This is a genomic window from Streptomyces sp. NPDC040405 (genome assembly GCF_055595765.1).
Map to the genome: position 1 here is coordinate 918158 of NZ_JBVIVI010000001.1, position 15148 is coordinate 933305.

12 protein-coding genes, 3 tRNA genes and 1 pseudogene are annotated in these 15148 nt (G+C 70.8%); 6 read left to right on the top strand and 10 right to left on the bottom strand.

Annotated elements, in window-relative coordinates:
• Positions 1–45: 45 nt before the first annotated feature.
• The gene (locus ACZ59A_RS04070) at positions 46–384 is read right to left on the bottom strand and encodes an SDR family NAD(P)-dependent oxidoreductase (RefSeq protein WP_470953199.1); all 339 of its coding nucleotides are present in this window, start codon (positions 382–384) and stop codon (positions 46–48) included.
• 94 nt (positions 385–478) lie between these two features.
• On the opposite strand from ACZ59A_RS04070, the gene ACZ59A_RS04075 reads away from it, so the two are divergent.
• Positions 479–1129, top strand: coding sequence for a TetR family transcriptional regulator (locus ACZ59A_RS04075; protein ID WP_470953202.1), 651 nt, complete (start codon positions 479–481; stop codon positions 1127–1129).
• A gap of 167 nt (positions 1130–1296) precedes the next feature.
• Here the strand turns inward: ACZ59A_RS04075 and ACZ59A_RS04080 are convergent, their stop codons facing one another.
• On the bottom strand, positions 1297–2145 hold the full coding sequence (locus ACZ59A_RS04080) for a TIM barrel protein (protein ID WP_470953205.1): 849 nt from the start codon (positions 2143–2145) through the stop codon (positions 1297–1299).
• A complete protein-coding gene (locus ACZ59A_RS04085; protein WP_470953208.1) occupies positions 2142–3203 on the bottom strand; it encodes a Gfo/Idh/MocA family oxidoreductase in 1062 nt (353 codons plus the stop codon). The genes ACZ59A_RS04080 and ACZ59A_RS04085 overlap by 4 nt, the downstream gene beginning before the upstream one ends.
• Before the next feature lie 482 nt (positions 3204–3685).
• Between ACZ59A_RS04085 and ACZ59A_RS04090 the strand changes: the two genes are divergently transcribed.
• The gene (locus ACZ59A_RS04090; protein WP_470953211.1) at positions 3686–5164 is read left to right on the top strand and encodes a sugar porter family MFS transporter; all 1479 of its coding nucleotides are present in this window, start codon (positions 3686–3688) and stop codon (positions 5162–5164) included.
• Between the two features lie 75 nt (positions 5165–5239).
• Here ACZ59A_RS04090 and ACZ59A_RS04095 read toward each other — a convergent pair whose 3' ends face one another.
• On the bottom strand, positions 5240–5938 hold the full coding sequence (locus ACZ59A_RS04095; RefSeq protein ID WP_470953213.1) for a citryl-CoA lyase: 699 nt from the start codon (positions 5936–5938) through the stop codon (positions 5240–5242).
• A 188-nt stretch (positions 5939–6126) separates the two neighbouring features.
• Here ACZ59A_RS04095 and ACZ59A_RS04100 point away from each other — a divergent pair, with 188 nt between their 5' ends.
• Together ACZ59A_RS04100 and ACZ59A_RS04105 are read left to right on the top strand one after the other, a co-directional pair.
• Entirely contained in the window at positions 6127–6681 is a 555-nt protein-coding gene (locus ACZ59A_RS04100; protein ID WP_470953216.1) for a hypothetical protein, read from the top strand.
• 584 nt (positions 6682–7265) lie between these two features.
• Positions 7266–7370 (top strand): annotated as a pseudogene (locus ACZ59A_RS04105) (IS21-like element helper ATPase IstB); the annotation flags it as partial.
• 450 nt (positions 7371–7820) lie between these two features.
• On the opposite strand, the gene ACZ59A_RS04110 reads toward ACZ59A_RS04105, so the two are convergent.
• From ACZ59A_RS04110 to ACZ59A_RS04120, 3 genes are all read right to left on the bottom strand, one after another.
• Positions 7821–7897: transfer RNA gene (locus ACZ59A_RS04110), tRNA-Ile, on the bottom strand.
• Positions 7898–8087: 190 nt separating this feature from the next.
• Positions 8088–8160, bottom strand: a tRNA-Asn gene (locus ACZ59A_RS04115).
• 5 nt (positions 8161–8165) lie between these two features.
• A tRNA-Asn gene (locus ACZ59A_RS04120) sits at positions 8166–8238 on the bottom strand.
• Positions 8239–8465: 227 nt separating this feature from the next.
• Here ACZ59A_RS04120 and ACZ59A_RS04125 point away from each other — a divergent pair.
• Positions 8466–8738 (top strand): YtxH domain-containing protein, encoded by a 273-nt coding sequence (locus ACZ59A_RS04125; protein WP_468054718.1) that lies wholly within the window; start codon positions 8466–8468, stop codon positions 8736–8738.
• Between the two features lie 25 nt (positions 8739–8763).
• Positions 8764–10215 (top strand): FGGY family carbohydrate kinase, encoded by a 1452-nt coding sequence (locus ACZ59A_RS04130; protein ID WP_468054720.1) that lies wholly within the window; start codon positions 8764–8766, stop codon positions 10213–10215.
• Here the strand turns inward: ACZ59A_RS04130 and ACZ59A_RS04135 are convergent, their stop codons facing one another.
• The 3 genes from ACZ59A_RS04135 to ACZ59A_RS04145 all read right to left on the bottom strand — a co-directional run bounded on the left by ACZ59A_RS04135 (position 10216) and on the right by ACZ59A_RS04145 (position 15128).
• A complete protein-coding gene (locus ACZ59A_RS04135; protein WP_470953220.1) occupies positions 10216–11583 on the bottom strand; it encodes an RNA polymerase sigma factor in 1368 nt (455 codons plus the stop codon). It abuts the gene before it with no gap.
• A gap of 215 nt (positions 11584–11798) precedes the next feature.
• Positions 11799–13745 (bottom strand): DNA primase, encoded by a 1947-nt coding sequence (gene dnaG, locus ACZ59A_RS04140; RefSeq protein WP_470953223.1) that lies wholly within the window; start codon positions 13743–13745, stop codon positions 11799–11801.
• Between the two features lie 87 nt (positions 13746–13832).
• On the bottom strand, positions 13833–15128 hold the full coding sequence (locus tag ACZ59A_RS04145) for an NAD(P)/FAD-dependent oxidoreductase (protein ID WP_470953226.1): 1296 nt from the start codon (positions 15126–15128) through the stop codon (positions 13833–13835).
• Between the last annotated feature and the right edge of the window lie 20 nt (positions 15129–15148).

The window sequence follows — 15148 nt, forward strand, 5'->3', positions numbered from 1 at the left end:
GGCGTCTCCCACATCTGGTGGGACGGGATTCAGCCCTGGCTGGCCTCAGCCTCGACCGAACACGTTCGTCTCGAACTGGGCGCGGACGTTGTGCTCGGTGAGCTCCTCAACGGCCCCGAACACGCTGAAGCCCGCGTTGTTGACGACGACGTCCAGGCGCCCGAAGTGCTCGTGGGCCTGGATCACGGCCTCGGCTACGGCGGCCTTGTCCGTGAAGTCCAGCGGCAGCGGCAGTATCGCGTCGCCATGGGCGGCGACCAGGTCGGCCAGGGAATCGGGGGTGCGGGCGGTGGCCGCGACCTTGTCACCGCGGGAGAGCGCCGCCTCGGCGAACCGGCGGCCGAAGCCGCGGGAGGAACCGGTGATGAACCAGACCGTGCTCATGAAAGCACTCCTCGAAGATGGCATGGAGTCGAGACAAGGGTCTCTAACCCTTCATGGAACTGAGTACCACATAGGGTCTGTGTACACTTGCGGCATGGTCGAGACGCCCAGGACCGCACCCGCCCGCGGCACCGCGCAGCCCTCGCTGCGCGAGCGGACGCGAGCCGCGATGCGCGCCGAGGTCAGCGAGGTCGCGTTCCGGCTCTTCGCCGAGCAGGGCTACGACAACACGACGGTCGACCAGATCGCCGCCGAGGCTGGTCTGTCGCGCACCACCTTCTTCCGGTACTTCGGCACCAAGGAGGAGGTCGTCCTGGAGAAGTTCGGAGAGCTCGGCCACGAGGTCGCCATGGCTCTCGCGGCCCGCCCCGCTGACGAGCGGCCCTGGGATTCGCTGCGGCGCGCCTTCGACGTCGTCGCACAGCCCCAGGCCGACGGGCCGGAGCGGTCCCTGAGCTTGATGCGGCTGCTCAGCGACGCCTGCACCCTGATGACTCGCCAGTGGGAGAAGACCCAGGGCTGGCAGAGCATCCTGGTGCCCGAGGTCTCCCGTCGGCTCGGCGGCGACTCGGAATCCGCCGACGATCCCCGCGCCCAGGCACTCGTGGCCTCAGCGATCGCCTGCCTGGAAGCCGCTGCCGACGCCTGGACGGCCGGCGAAGGCACGACCCCGCTCGCTGCGCTCCTGGACCGAGCGATGGGCACGCTGAGCGAACTGAGTGAGGAGAGCCCGACCAGGCGATAGACACGCCGCGCCCCGATTCCTGGCGCAGCGCGGACACCTGCCCGGCGGCCCGCAACCAGCATCGAGGCGGTTACGGGCGTCCGGCCGGGCGAGGGGCAGGCAGCGGTAAACGGTCTGCCGGAGGGTGCACTGATCAGCGGCAGCGGTGCGCAGCGGCCGTGGATGACTCAGAGCGTGGATGACCCCGAGGCCGCTTCGGCCAGGACGGTGTCGGGGCCAGTGATGAAGGCGTTCCGGAAAGCGTCCAGGGCGGCGTCGGAGTCGTCGCGGGCCCAGCCTTCGAGGGCGATGACGCCGGTGTAGCCGAGGTCGCGCAGGGCGCGGGCGATGGCGGGGTAGTGGATTTCGCCGGTTCCCGGTTCGCAGCGGCCGGGGACGTCGGCGACCTGGATCTCGCCGACGTAGGGCAGGGCCTCACGGCAGAGTTCGATCAGGTTTCCCTCGCCGATCTGGGCGTGGTAGAGGTCCAGATTCATCCGCAGGTAGGGGCTGTTCACGGCGCGGACGAGGGCGAGGGTGTCGGCGGCGCGGGCGAAGGGGGTGCCCGGGTGGTCGACGGCGAGGTTGAGGTTTTCGAGGGTGAAGACGCGGCCCGCGGCTTCACCCAGGTCCGCGATGCGGCGCAGGGTGTCGGCGGCGGTGAGCCACATCGCGGGGGTGGTCCGGTGAACGGGGCGTACGGGGAGGCCGTGCGGGTCCAGGCCGGTGCCGTGCAGGTTCAGGCGCGGGCAGTCCAGCCGCGCAGCCGCGTCCAGGGACGTACGGGCCGAGGTGAGCAGGGCGTCGATGCCGTCGGGGTCGGTGAGGTCGCCGGTCAGGTAGCCGGTCATGGAGGAGAAGGTGGCGCCGGTCGTGGCCAGGGCGTCGAGGTCCTTGGCGGACCAGTCCCAGATCTCGACCTGGAAGCCGCGCTCGGCGATGCGGGTCACGCGCTCGGTGAACGGGCGATCCAGGTAGAGCATCTCGGCGCTGGCGGCGAGGGTGAACGGGCCAATGGTGTCGTGGGAGAAGGTCACTTGGTCACCTCGGCGATGGCGGCGGGGGCCTCGGTCTCGACGCTGCGGATGGCGGCCAGCGCGATGGACAGCGCCCGGCGGGCATCGGTGCCGGTCACGGGCGCGGGGTTCTGGTGGCGGATGGCGTCGGCGAAGGCGGTGAGTTCGGCGGTGTAGGCCGCGCGCAGCAGCACGGTGTCGAGCCGGGCGGTGTCGACGTGGCGGCCCTGGGCGCTGTAGAAGGTCATGTCGGTGCCGCGGCCGTCGCCAGCGGTCACCATGCCCTCCGAGCCGAAGACCTCGGCGCGTACGTCGTACCCGTACAACGCGGAGAAGGACGCCTCGGCAGTGGCGATGGCGCCGTTGTCGAACCGGATCGTCACCACGGCGGTGTCCAAGTGGCCTCCGGCCTTGGCGCCGGGACTGACCAGGGCGTCGGCGGTGGCGTGCACGCTGACCGGGGTGGCGCCGGGGTTGAGCCAGCACAGGGTGTCGAAGTCGTGGATGAGGGTTTCCAGGAAGATCGTCCACTGCGGTATGCGGGCCGGGTCCGCGGTGAACGGGCCCGGGTCACGGGTAAGCGAGCGCAGCAGTTGCGGCGTCCCGACCTTGCCCTCGTCGATCAGGGCGCGGGCGGCGGCGAAGCCCGGGGCGAACCGCCGGTTGAAGCCGACCTGGAGGGTGACGCCCACCTGTTCCGCGGCGGCGACGGCGCGGTCGGCGTCCTCCAGCGTCACCGCCATCGGCTTCTCCACGAAGATGTGGTTGCCCGCGGCGGCCGCGGCTACGACCAGGTCGGTATGGGCGCGGGCGGGCGCCGTGATGAGCACGCCGTCGATGTCGTCCCGGCCGAGGATCTCTTGCACATCGGTCGTGGCCGTGGGGACGTCCAGCTCGGCGGCGAGACGTTCGGCGGCGCCGGGGGCAGGGTCGCAGACCGCGGCCAGCGCGACGCCGGGGATGTGGCGGGCGACGATCTCTGCGTGGTTCGCCCCGATGCGGCCCGCGCCGATCGTGGCCAGCCGCAGCGGGTCCGGGGCGGGCCGGGTACGGCCGGGGGCGGTGTCGGTGACGACCATGTCTCTGCTCCCACATCTACTAGCACGTTCTAGTTAGGAGGAACGTAGAGGGCTCATAGCAGTTGGTCAAGGGCTCGACACCTTCGGCGACAGGGCGCCCGACAGGCGGGCCGGAGACGGATATGGGCAGGTGAGGCAGGGTTCCCCAGCGCGGTAGGGAGGGTGAGCCCGGCGACGTACACGACGGAGCCGCCCAGCCATCCCATCCCGCCACCGGAACACGGTTGCACGGCACTCACCCTCGACCGCCTCGTCGCCCCCGAGCCTAGCCTTTATTGCAGGTCAGCAGCCGAAAGAGGGGCGCCCACTCTGCAGTTGACGAATCGGGCCCCCACGGGTCCGGCCCCGCGCGGAGGGCGGCTGCCTCCGCATTCGCATCGAGATGGTTCATGCGAATGTCTTGACATGATTAGAACGTGCTAGTTCCCTGATCGGCATCTCTTCTTGCCGCCGGGGCGGGCGTTCGCCGAGAGGAGCACGTCATGCCGAGCGCCCCGAGCCCAGGCCACACCACCGACACCGCACAGGCCGCGTCGCCGCCACCGCCCGTCGGGAAAAGGCGGTCGACGACGGTCATCGCCGCCGTCGCGACGCTGGGCGGTCTGACCTTCGGCTACGACACCGGCGTCATCGCCGGCGCCTTGCCCTTCATGACCAAGCCGGGCCACGACGGGGGGCTCGGCCTGACCCCCGTGACGGAAGGTCTCGTCACGGCGTCCCTGCTGATCGGCGCCGCGGCGGGGGCCGCCTTGGGCGGGCGCCTCGCCGACCGTTACGGGCGCCGCCACAACATCCTCGCCCTGGCCTTCGTCTTCATCATCGGCGCGCTGGGGACCGCCCTCGCCCCGAACATCGAGGTCATGGTGGCGGCCCGGGTCATCCTCGGTATCGCGGTCGGCGCGGCTTCCACCACCGTCCCGGTCTACCTCGCCGAGATCGCCCCTGCCCAGGCCCGGGGCCGCCTGGTCGCCCTCGACCAGCTCATGATCGTCACCGGTCAGCTCGTCGCGTACAGCTCCAACGCCGCCCTGGCCGCCGCCTGGGGCGGGGAGCAGACCTGGCGCTGGATGCTGGCCCTGGCCACCATTCCGTCCACCCTGCTCTACCTCGGCATGCTGTTCATGCCGGAAACCCCTCGCTGGTACGCCTCCAAGGAACGCTTCGCCGACGCCCGCCGCACCCTGCTCCGCATCCGTGAAGCGGACACGGTGGACGCCGAACTGGCCCAGGTGAAAGAGACCATCGACCAGGAGAAGCACGCCTCCCGTACCGGCAGCGGCTGGTCCGAACTGGCCGTGCCGTGGGTGCGCCGGGTGTTCCTGATTGGGCTCGGCCTCGCCGTCATCCAGCAGGTCACCGGCATCAACACGATCATGTACTTCGCCCCGACCATCCTCCAGCAGACCGGTCTCGGCTCCCAGGCCGCGCTCACCGCCACCATCGCCAACGGCGTTGTGGCCGTCGCCGCTTCCACCGCCAGCCTCTACCTCATCGGCAAGGTCGGACGCCGACCGCTCCTGGTCACCGGACAGCTCGGCATCGTCGCCTCACTCATCGCCATCGGCGTGGCCTTCTCTCTCCACACGGAGCCCGGCACCGACGCCGCCACCTTGCGCAGCTATCTGATCCTGGCCTTCATGCTGACGTTCCTGGTCTTCCAGCAGGCAGCGGTCTCCCCGGTCACCTGGGTGATGCTCTCCGAAATCTTCCCCCTCGCCATCCGCGGACTCGGGATGGGCACGGCCGTCCTGGTGCTCTGGCTCGTCAACGCCGTGGTCACGTTCACCTTCCCCATCCTCCTGGCCGCTGTCGGCGGCACCATCACCTTCCTGGTCTTCGCCGCCATCAACATCCTCGCCGCGGCGACGGCCGCCAAGATCGTCCCCGAGACCCGCAACCGCTCCCTGGAACAGATCGAGGCCCACTTCCGCGACCGCCCGACCCCAGTGTCAGCCGACTGAGTACCCCTGAGAAAGCTGATCGCAGCGGCGACCGTGCCCGAGCCGCCCCTTGGACGTGGACACACGGCCTCTTCGTCAGGCCGGCGGTGTCGGCAGCGGGCTCCGCTGAACGTGGTCGCGCGCCGGTTCGCCGTGGTAGGCCGCGAGAAGTGGGGTGGGCAGCGGCCCCTTGATCCGTGCCCCGCCCTCGTACTCCTCCCACGCGTGGGCCAGGATTCCCACGCTCCGGGACAGGACGAACAGGCCCCTGCCCAGCTCGGCGGGGAAGCCCAGTTCGGCATAGACGATCGCGGTGGCGCCGTCGATGTTCATGGGAACCGGCTTCGTACGCCCACGGGACAGCGCTTCCTCCAGCGCCAGACCCGCCGCCAGAGCCCGCCCGGGGACCTCGCCCGCGTCGACAGCCTCACGCACCAGCGCCAGCAGTGGGTCCCGGCGGGGATCACGGGGATGGAAACGGTGTCCGAACCCCGGGACATACGCCGCACGGGCGCGGAACCCGGCGACGACCTCGTCCGCGGACTCCCCCTCGACGATCCGGGCCAGCACCTCCATGCACTGCTGGCCCGCCCCCCCATAGGTGTCGCCGAGCAGCCCGGTGCCTGTCGCCACCGCGCTGTTGAGACCGACTCCGCAGGTCGCGGCCATCCGGGCCGCGGCGATGGACGGCGCCTGCGGGCCGTGATCGACGGCGGCGACGAGTGCCGCCTCGAGGAGCCGCCCCTGCACCGGGGTCGGCAGCTCGCCGCGCAGCATCAGCCAGATCTGCTCCACGAAGCCGAACGGGCACCCCCTGCACAACCAACCGGAGCTGACGGGTCGACAGCAACAAGCGGTGGAACATTACAAGACGGAGATCAGGAAAGCCGTCAGGAAGCTCGGCAGGCGAAATCAGGCGGAGCAGGAAGAAGAAGAGCGGCGCAAGGCCGCCAAGAACCAACCCTGCAAGAAGGGGTGAAGCGATGACATTGCACACCGACGTGGCCGAGTTGCTCGCGGGGGCCGGCATCCTCGACGTGGACGTCGACGATGCCGTCGCGGACGAGCACGTCCGATCGTCCGCCTACCAACGCGTCGTCTCGGTGACCGCTTCCTCGCGGAGCCGCGACCGGGACCGCGCGATCGTGGCCACGATCCTGCGCGACCCCATCGACATTGTGTCCAAGACGGCGGTGGTCGCCCTCGTGGACAGGATCGCGATGAAGGTGACCGGTCCCACCGAGTTCCGGCAGTGGTCGACCGAACTACTGCCAGAGATCGACCAGCTCAAGACGGAGGCGTACCGCGAGTTCATCCATCGCCGCATCCACGACTGGCTGTTCTACCTGTCCATCGAGAACGGTCACGTGCCGACACCAGCCGAGTTGGCGAAGATCACGGACTGGATGCAGCGCGTCCTCGCCAAAGATTCGACGTCGCTGGCGGTACTCGCCCTGCTCGCCGAGTCAGGCAACACCAAGAAGACACGAAACATCGCGAAGAACCGAGCCGGAAGCCGCGAGCTGAGAACGAAATGAGTCGGTAGTGGCAATTGGCAGGCGCGCCGACTGCCTCAGGCACCGCTCGGTGGTCTGAACCGATTCCCACTTGACGCTCCGGCTGTCCTCAGTCTGAATCGTCGGCCTGCCGAGCGGGGCCGTCACACGTACCGGCTCGGCGATCGTGATCTCATAGCGTCTCTGTGCGTCAAGCGGCCTGAGCGAGGTGGTTTCCGTTGATCGCGTTTCATGATCCGATAGACCACGTTGGACAGGCGTCGTTTCGGGGCGCGTCGGGCCTCCGCCGATGCTTGTTCTGCCGTCGCGAGCCACCGGATCCCGGCCAGTGTCTCCCCTCGTCGCAGCGGCCACGATGTCACCTCTGCTAAGAGTACGCAGAGCCCACCCAGGCCACGCCCCTTCCACCCAGGGCTTCACGCAAGCAGGAATGGTCCACGACTGCAGTGTTCCGGTGGGTGATCGAACAGGCGGTGTTACGCCTGTCCGGCTACTGCGGGCCGGCCGGTCCCGGCCGAGCCGCCGCCCTCGATGCGGTGGGAACTGCTTTCCCCGCCCCTACGAGTCAGCCGACGCAGCCGAGTTGCCCGCCCTGTGGCCGCGTGGCCATCGTCGACCGCCTCAGCTTCAACGCCACCATCATCGACACCGGCACCGACTCCTACTGCCTCGCCAGAACCCGAGCCGAGGGGCCCGCCAAGGCTGGCTGACACGTCACGGTCTTCTCCTGCTCAGCCTGCTCGTTGAGCGTGCTCAGCTGTCCTTGTCTTCCGTGGGCCCATCACGAGGTCGCCCTTGACCTCAGCGGGGCGGGCGCTGATGGACACCATGCCTCGAATGACGCCCCGCCCTGTGGGTCGACGGGCGATCTTCGGGAGCGCATGGGTCTGGCCGACTGCAGCCGCCGGGTGAGACTGCGGTCGATCACCTGGAGCCGAAGCGAGTCGTAGAGCGACAGGTAGATCGCCTCGTGCGAAATCGCGGCCGTGGGAGCATCAACCACGACCCCCACCCGGATGTCGCCCCAAAACCCCAGGTCAGAAGGGGGGGCGGAGGCCCGGCCGGGCCACACAGGCGCGTGTTTCGCCTCACCGATCTGAGGCAATTGCCTCACGCAATCCGCCTCTCCAACGCGTTTGCGCAGGTCAGATCGATTTTCTTGGTGGGGCGGGTGGGACTCGAACCCACGGCCGACGGATTATGAGTCCGCTGCTCTAACCGGCTGAGCTACCGCCCCGTAACGGCGCGTCGTGCACATCTGTGCGCGCCGTCTGCCGCAGCATAGCCGCTCATACGATCTGTTGCTCCGGGGGGCCGATGTTGGGCGCCCGCATGCCGTGGATCAGGCCTGGATCAGGGATGAGCACGGCGTGAACAGGGGATGAGGGCATGAAAAAGGACCCCGGCGGGGGTCCTCTTCCGTGCTGCTCCCCCGACTGGACTCGAACCAGTAACCCTCCGGTTAACAGCCGAATGCTCTGCCAATTGAGCTACAGGGGATCGCGCTCCCCCGACTGGACTCGAACCAGTAACCTGCCGGTTAACAGCCGGCTGCTCTGCCAATTGAGCTACAGGGGATTGCTCCGTGTGCCTCGACCGCGCCCCCGTCCGGGCTTGCCGGTGGGCGTGCGCTCGCTGCGACACATACATTAGCGCAAGCAGGGGGGTGCTCCGCCAATCGGTATCCCCGCGGGTGTCCGGCGGATGATCCGCGGGTGATCGGTGGGTGATCTGCGGTGGCTGCGGGTAGACGTGCGGAACGACTCCGGGGTCCGACCGGGTAGGACAACCAGAAGGGCAGGTCGATGCGCTACCGGCTGACGTTCATGACCGGGCTGGCTGTGGGATACGTATTCGGCACGCGGGCCGGACGGGAGCGGTACGAGCAGCTGCGCGCGTGCGCGCAGCGGTTCGCGCAGAACCCGGCGGTCCGTAACACCGCCGAGTCGGCCGCGCTGGGTGGCCGGGAGGCGGCTACGAAGGCGCTCGGCAAGGTGCGGCCGCTGCGGGACAAGATCGCGCAGCGGGAGTCGCGCTCCGCGGCGAAGGAGGACGACTGGGGCACCAGCAACACCTAACCGCCGCGGTGGCATGATCTGGTCCATGGGGATAGTCGCCGGGTTGGACAGTTCGTCCGAGAGCACACGGATAGTCGTCTGCGATACGGATACGGGTGCCGTACTCAAGCAGGGGTACGCGCCGCACCCGGCGCCGTCCTCCGGCGGATCGCCCCATGACATGGACCCGCAGGCGTGGCTGCTCTCCCTCGGGGAGGCCGCCGAGGGCGGGCTGCTGGAGGGGGTGCAGGCCATCGGCGTCTCGGCGCAGCAGCACGGGCTGCTGGCGCTGGACGGGAGCGGGGCGCTGGTGCGCCCCGCGCAGATGGGCAACGACCGGCGGGTGCAGTCCGCGGCCGCCGATCTGATCGAGACGCTGGGCGGGCGGGCGGCGTGGGCCCAGGCCGTGGGCGCGGTGCCGACCGCCGCCCAGTCGGTGGCGAAGCTGCGCTGGATGGCGCGGTCGGAGCCGGACGCCGCGCGTCAGGTGGCCGAGGTGCTGCAGCCGCACGACTGGCTGGTGTGGCAGCTGCTCGGGCGGCCGATGCGGCGTACGACGGACCGCGGTACGGCCTCCGGCACCGGCTACTGGTCGGCGGCGACCGGCGCCTGGCGGTCGGATCTGGTCGAGCTGGCGCTCGGCCATCAGGTGCGGCTGCCGGAGGTCATCGGACCGGCCCAGCCCGCCGGGCAGACGCCGGAGGGGCTGCTGATATCGGCCGGTACGGGCGAGACCATGGCCGCGGCCTTCGGGCTGGGCGTGGGGGTCGGCGACGCGGTGATCTCGCTGGGGGCCTCGGGTTCGGTCTTCTCCATCCACCACGAGGCGCTGGCCGACCACACCGGCACGATCCTGTCGTACGCCGACGCCACCGGGATGCATCTGCCCGTCGTGCACACGCTCAACGCGGTGCGGGCGCTGCGCGGTACGGCGGAGCTGCTGGGCACGGACCTGGAGGGGCTGTCGGCGCTCGCGCTGAAGTCCACCCCTGGGTCGTACGGGATGGTGATGCTGCCCTATCTGGAGGGCGAGCGGACCCCGTACCTGCCGCACACCGCCGGGACGCTGACCGGGCTGCGGCGCGAGTCCATGAAGGCGGAGCATCTGGCGCGGGCCGCGTTCGAGGGCATGCTGTGCGGGCTCGCCGACGCGCTCGACATCCTGCGGGGGCGCGGGGTCGGGGTGCGGCGGGTGTTCCTGCTGGGACCGGCGGCCGATCTTCAGGCGGTACGGGCCATCGCGCCCGCGCTGCTGGGCGCGCAGATCGTGGTGCCGCAGCCCGCCGACTACGCCGCGCTGGGCGCCGCCCGGCAGGCCGCGTGGGCGCTGGGCGCCGCGCAGGGGACGCTGTCCCCGCACGAGCCGCCGCGCTGGCCCGCGGCCGCCAGCCAGGTGTTCGAGCCGGGCGACGACCTGGCGGTGGGGCAGGCGGTGCGGCAGCAGTACGTGGCGGTACGGGAGCAGACGCATCCGGGGGCGTTCGAGGGGCAGCCGTAGCTAGTCGAGGTAGCCGCGGAGCTGGTCGGCGAAGGCGTGGTCGCGGAGCTTGTTGAGGGTCTTGGACTCGATCTGGCGGATGCGTTCCCGGGTCACCCCGAAGATCCGGCCGATCTCCTCCAGCGTGCGGGGGCGGCCGTCGGCCAGCCCGTACCGCAGCTGGACGACCTTGCGCTCGCGCTCGCCGAGCGTCGACAGCACGGCCTCCAGATGCTCGCGGAGCAGCAGGAACGCGGCGGACTCGACCGGTGAGGCGGCGTCGCCGTCCTCGATGAGGTCGCCGAGCGCGACATCGTCCTCCTCGCCGACCGGCGCGTGCAGCGACACCGGTTCCTGGGCGAGGCGCAGCACTTCGCTCACCCGCTCCGGGGTGAGGTCGAGCTGCACCGCGACCTCCTCGGGCGTGGGTTCGTAGCCGCGCTCCTGGAGCATCCGGCGCTGCACCCGGACGACCCGGTTGATCAGCTCGACGACATGGACCGGGACCCGGATGGTGCGGGCCTGGTCGGCGAGGGCGCGGGACATGGCCTGGCGGATCCACCAGGTCGCGTACGTCGAGAACTTGTACCCCCGGGCGTAGTCGAACTTCTCGACCGCTCGGATCAGGCCAAGATTGCCCTCCTGGACGAGGTCGAGCATCGTCAGGCCGCGGCCCACGTAGCGCTTGGCGACGGAGACGACGAGGCGCAGGTTGGCCTCGATCAGCCGGCGCTTGGCCATCCTGCCCAGGACCACCAATCGGTCCAGGTCGAGGGCGAGTTGGCTGTCGAGGTCGGGGGCGGAGGCGAGCTTCTCCTCGGCGAACAGGCCCGCCTCGACCCGGCGGGCGAGCTCGACCTCCTCGGCGGCGGAGAGGAGCGGGATCCGGCCGATTTCGCGCAGATATTGGCGGAAGAGGTCGGAGGAGGGGCCGGTGGTCTCGGGGCGTGCGGGGCGCTCGGCGGGGCCGCCGCTGTCCCCCTCGGAGTCCTGTTCGAGGTCTGGTTCGGGGGCCTGTTCGGGGTCTGGTTCAGGGGCTGTGGCGTCTGGTTCGGGGGCCGTGGGGTCTGGTTCGGGGGCCTGTTCGGGGTCTGGTTCAGGGGCTGTGGCGTCTGGTTCGGGGGCCGTGGGGTCTGGTTCGGGGGTCTGCTCGGCGCGTGAGGCAGGGGTCGGGGCCGCGTCCGGGTCCGGGGGCTGGGTTTCGGCGGCGCCCGGGGTGCCCGGGGGCCCCATGGCCGACGGGGCCGGGGACTGCGGCGGCGCCACGGCGGCCGCGTCGGAGAGGGTCTGGGTCTGCACGGGGGCGACCTCCAGGGTGATCGCTGCTGAGGCGGCAGAACGATCGGGTACGGATGCGCCGGCCACGCCGCCGTCCGTCCCGTACATCATGAGCGGATGTGCGGGGGATCCCGGCCTACCCGGCCAACACCGCCGCGCTCCGAGGACTCAGGCACCACAACCCAGTGTGGAGTACGACACACGCCCGCCACGAGGGGCGTGCGGGCACTTTTTGCGCAGCGGCCGGTGACCGGGCGATTACGCGACGTCCGCGACGCCCGGCCACCGCCCTGCCGCAACCCGCCTTCAGCCCGGCCGCAGCCCGGCTAGAGCGCCGCGGCGCCCTGGGTCTGGAGGGACTGGGCGTACTGCTGGAGGACCCACAGCTCGTTCTGTACGGCGGCCAGATGGGCCGGGTCGGCGCGCTGGCCCAGGCGCTGAAGGGTGCCCTGGACCTCCCTGATGCGGTGGTTGACGGCGGCCTGGCGGACCCTCACCAGCTGCTCGCCCGCGTACGCCTCGTCCGCCTCGCGGCGGGTGTGGAGGGGCTCCACGGCCAGCTCGGTGACCATGGCGCGGACCGTGTCGTCGGGGGCGACCTCGCGGACGCGGCGCAGATAGTCGGCGTCGGCGCCCTCGGCGCCGCCCGCGTCCTCGACGGCGCGGCGCACGGCGGCGTACGGGGCGGCGGTGAACTCGTCCTCGCCGTAGGCGTCGAAGGCCGGAGAGACCAGTTCGGGGCGCTGGAGGGCCAGCTTCAGCAGCTCGCGCTCGACCCGGTGGGCCGGGCTGCGGAGGTTCAGCGCGGGGCCACGGGGGCCCGCCGCGGCCGCCGGACCCTGCCCCTGGGCCTGGCCTGGGCCGCCTGGCCCGCCGGGGCCACCGGACCGGTGCTGCGGGCGGCCGCGCTGGTCGGGGCGCTGGTCGCCGCCCCGGCCGCGGTCCCGCGCCCACCGGGCGAGCTGGCTGACGCGCTGGACGACGAACTGGGTGTCGAGGATGCCCAGCAGCCCCGCGAGATGGACGGCCGACTCGTGCTGGATGGAGCTGTTCTTGATGCCCGCGACTACCGGTGCGGCCTCGTCCAGGGCGGCGGCGCGGCCCACCGCCGTGTCGAGGTTGTGGCGGGCGACGATCTGCCGGATGGCGAACTCGAAGAGCTGGGTGCGGCTCTCGACCAGCTCCTTGACCGCGACATCGCCGTGCGCGAGCCGCAGCTCGCAGGGGTCCATACCGCCCGGGGTGATCGCGATATAGGTCTCCGCGGCGAACTTCTGGTCGTCCTCGAAGGCGCGCAGAGCGGCCTTCTGGCCCGCCGCGTCGCCGTCGAAGGTGAAGACGACCTCGGCGCCGGAGTTGTCCATCAGCAGCCGCCGAAGGATCTTGATGTGGTCGCCGCCGAAGGAGGTGCCGCAGGTGGCGATGGCGCTGGTGACCCCGGCAAGATGGCAGGCCATGACGTCCGTATATCCCTCGACGACCACGGCGCGGCTCGTCTTGGCGATGTCCTTCTTGGCGAGGTCGATCCCGTACAGGACGTGGGACTTCTTGTAGAGCGGGGTTTCGGGGGTGTTCAGGTACTTCGGGCCGTTGTCGTCGTCGCGCAGCTTGCGGGCGCCGAAGCCGACGACCTCGCCGGTGATGTCGCGGATGGGCCACATGAGGCGGCCGCGGAAGCGGTCGATGGGATTGCGGCGGCTCTCCTGGGCGAGGCCGGAGAGAAGGAGTTCCTGGTCGGTGAAGCCGCGGCCGCGCAGGTAGCGGACGAGGTGGTCCCAGCCCGCCGGGCTGTAGCCGACGCCGAAGTGCTGGGCGGCGGCCTGGTCGAAGCCGCGCTCGGCGAGGAACTTGCGGCCGATCTCCGCCTCGGGGCTGTCCAGCTGTTCGACGTAGAACTGCGCCGCCGCCCGGTGCGCCTCGACCAGGCGGGTGCGCTCGCCCTGCTGGCGGCCGGGGGTGGCGCTGCCCTGCTCGTACCGCAGGGTGATCCCGGCTTGGGAGGCGAGCCGCTCGATCGTCTCGGCGAAGGAGAGGTGGTCGATCTTCATGACGAAGTCGACGGTGTCGCCGCCCTCCTGGCAGCCGAAGCAGTAATACAGCCCCTTGCTGGGGCTGATCTGGAAGGACGGTGACTTTTCGTCGTGAAAGGGGCAGAGCCCCTTGAGATTGCCACCGCCCGCGTTCCGCAGCTGGAGATATTCGGATACGACGGCGTCGATCGGGACCGCGTCCCGCACCGCCTTTACGTCGTCATCGTTGATCCGTCCTGCCACGCGTGAATTCTACGGCCGGGGTCCGACACGGATGTCCGTCACATGTCCGTCCCGGGTCGGGCCCCGGCGCAGCCCCGCGTGCGGGCGCTACGGCAGCAGGGAGCCGAGCGGGACGGACGGGTCGGCGAGGGCGCCCGGATCGGGCTGGGCGCCGGTGCGGATGAGCTGCTGGATGGGCCCGGTGACGTCCCACACGTTCACGTTCATGCCCGCCAGCAGCCTGCCGTCGCTCAGCCAGAAGGCGACGAACTGCCGCTTGCCGACGTCGCCGCGGATCAGGACCTGGTCGTACGAGCCGGGCGGCGCGTAGCCGGAGTACTCCAGCCCGACGTCGTACTGATCGGAGAAGAAGTACGGCACCCGGTCGTACGAGACGTCCTGGCCGAGCATGGCGCGGGCCGCGGCCGGGCCGCCGTTCAGCGCGTTCGCCCAGTGCTCGACGCGCAGCCGGGCGCCGGGCGGGAGGGCGGTGCGCACCGGGGTGCCGTCGAGGAAGGCGAGCGGGGCGGAGGCGGCGTCGCCCGCCGCGAAGATGTCCGGGTCGCTGGTGCGCAGCGCGGCGTCGACCGCGATGCCGCCGCCCGACGCCCGGTCCACCACGTCCAGCCCGGCGGCCTCCGCGAGCGCGGTGCGCGGGGCGGCGCCGATGGCGGCCAGCACGCTGTGGCAGGGGTGCTCCTCGCCGTCGTCGGTGAGGGCGGCGAGCACCATGCCGTCCTGGCCGGTGATCTCGGTGAGCGTGGCGCCGAAGTGGAAGCGGACGCCGTGCTCGCTGTGGAGATCGGCGAAGAGGGCGCCCAGTTCGGGGCCGAGGACGGAGTGGAGCGGGGTCGACTCGGGCTCGACGATCGTCACCTCGGCGCCGTAACCGCGGGCGGCGGCCGCGACCTCCAGGCCGATCCAGCCCGCGCCCGCGATGACCAGCTGCCCGTTGTCCCGGCCGAGAGTCGTGAGGACGCCCTTCAGCCGCTCGGCGTGGGCGAGGCGGCGCAGGTGGTGGACGCCGGCCAGGCCGGTGCCCGGGATGTCGAGTCGGCGCGGCTCGGCGCCGGTGGCCAGCAGCAGCCGGTCGTAGTGGATCCGGGTGCCGTCGCCGAGGGTCACGGCCTTGGCGGCTCGGTCCAGGTGGGTCGCGGGCTGGCCGAGGTGGAGCTCGATGTCGGCCTGCGCGTACCAGGCGGGTTCGTGGACGAAGACGCTGTCGCGCTCCTGGCTGCCGGTGAGGAAGCCCTTGGACAGCGGCGGACGCTCATAGGGGTGGTCGCGCTCGTCACAGATCAGGATCACCCGGCCGGTGAACCCCTCCGAACGAAGGGCTTCCGCGGCTTTCGCCCCGGCCAGCCCCCCTCCGACGATGACGAACGTCTGGTGTGCGTCGACCACTTGTTTCCTCCTCGCTGCCG

Bases quoted from the DNA above. Each gene is read 5' to 3' on its own strand.
- ACZ59A_RS04090 (WP_470953211.1), top strand. From the start codon at position 3,686: ATGCCGAGCGCCCCGAGCCCAGGCCACACCACCGACACCGCACAGGCC.
- ACZ59A_RS04075 (WP_470953202.1), top strand. From the start codon at position 479: ATGGTCGAGACGCCCAGGACCGCACCCGCCCGCGGCACCGCGCAGCCC.
- ACZ59A_RS04085 (WP_470953208.1), bottom strand. From the start codon at position 3,203: ATGGTCGTCACCGACACCGCCCCCGGCCGTACCCGGCCCGCCCCGGAC.
- ACZ59A_RS04135 (WP_470953220.1), bottom strand. From the start codon at position 11,583: ATGATGTACGGGACGGACGGCGGCGTGGCCGGCGCATCCGTACCCGAT.
- ACZ59A_RS04070 (WP_470953199.1), bottom strand. From the start codon at position 384: ATGAGCACGGTCTGGTTCATCACCGGTTCCTCCCGCGGCTTCGGCCGC.
- ACZ59A_RS04125 (WP_468054718.1), top strand. From the start codon at position 8,466: ATGCGCTACCGGCTGACGTTCATGACCGGGCTGGCTGTGGGATACGTA.
- ACZ59A_RS04130 (WP_468054720.1), top strand. From the start codon at position 8,764: ATGGGGATAGTCGCCGGGTTGGACAGTTCGTCCGAGAGCACACGGATA.
- ACZ59A_RS04100 (WP_470953216.1), top strand. From the start codon at position 6,127: ATGACATTGCACACCGACGTGGCCGAGTTGCTCGCGGGGGCCGGCATC.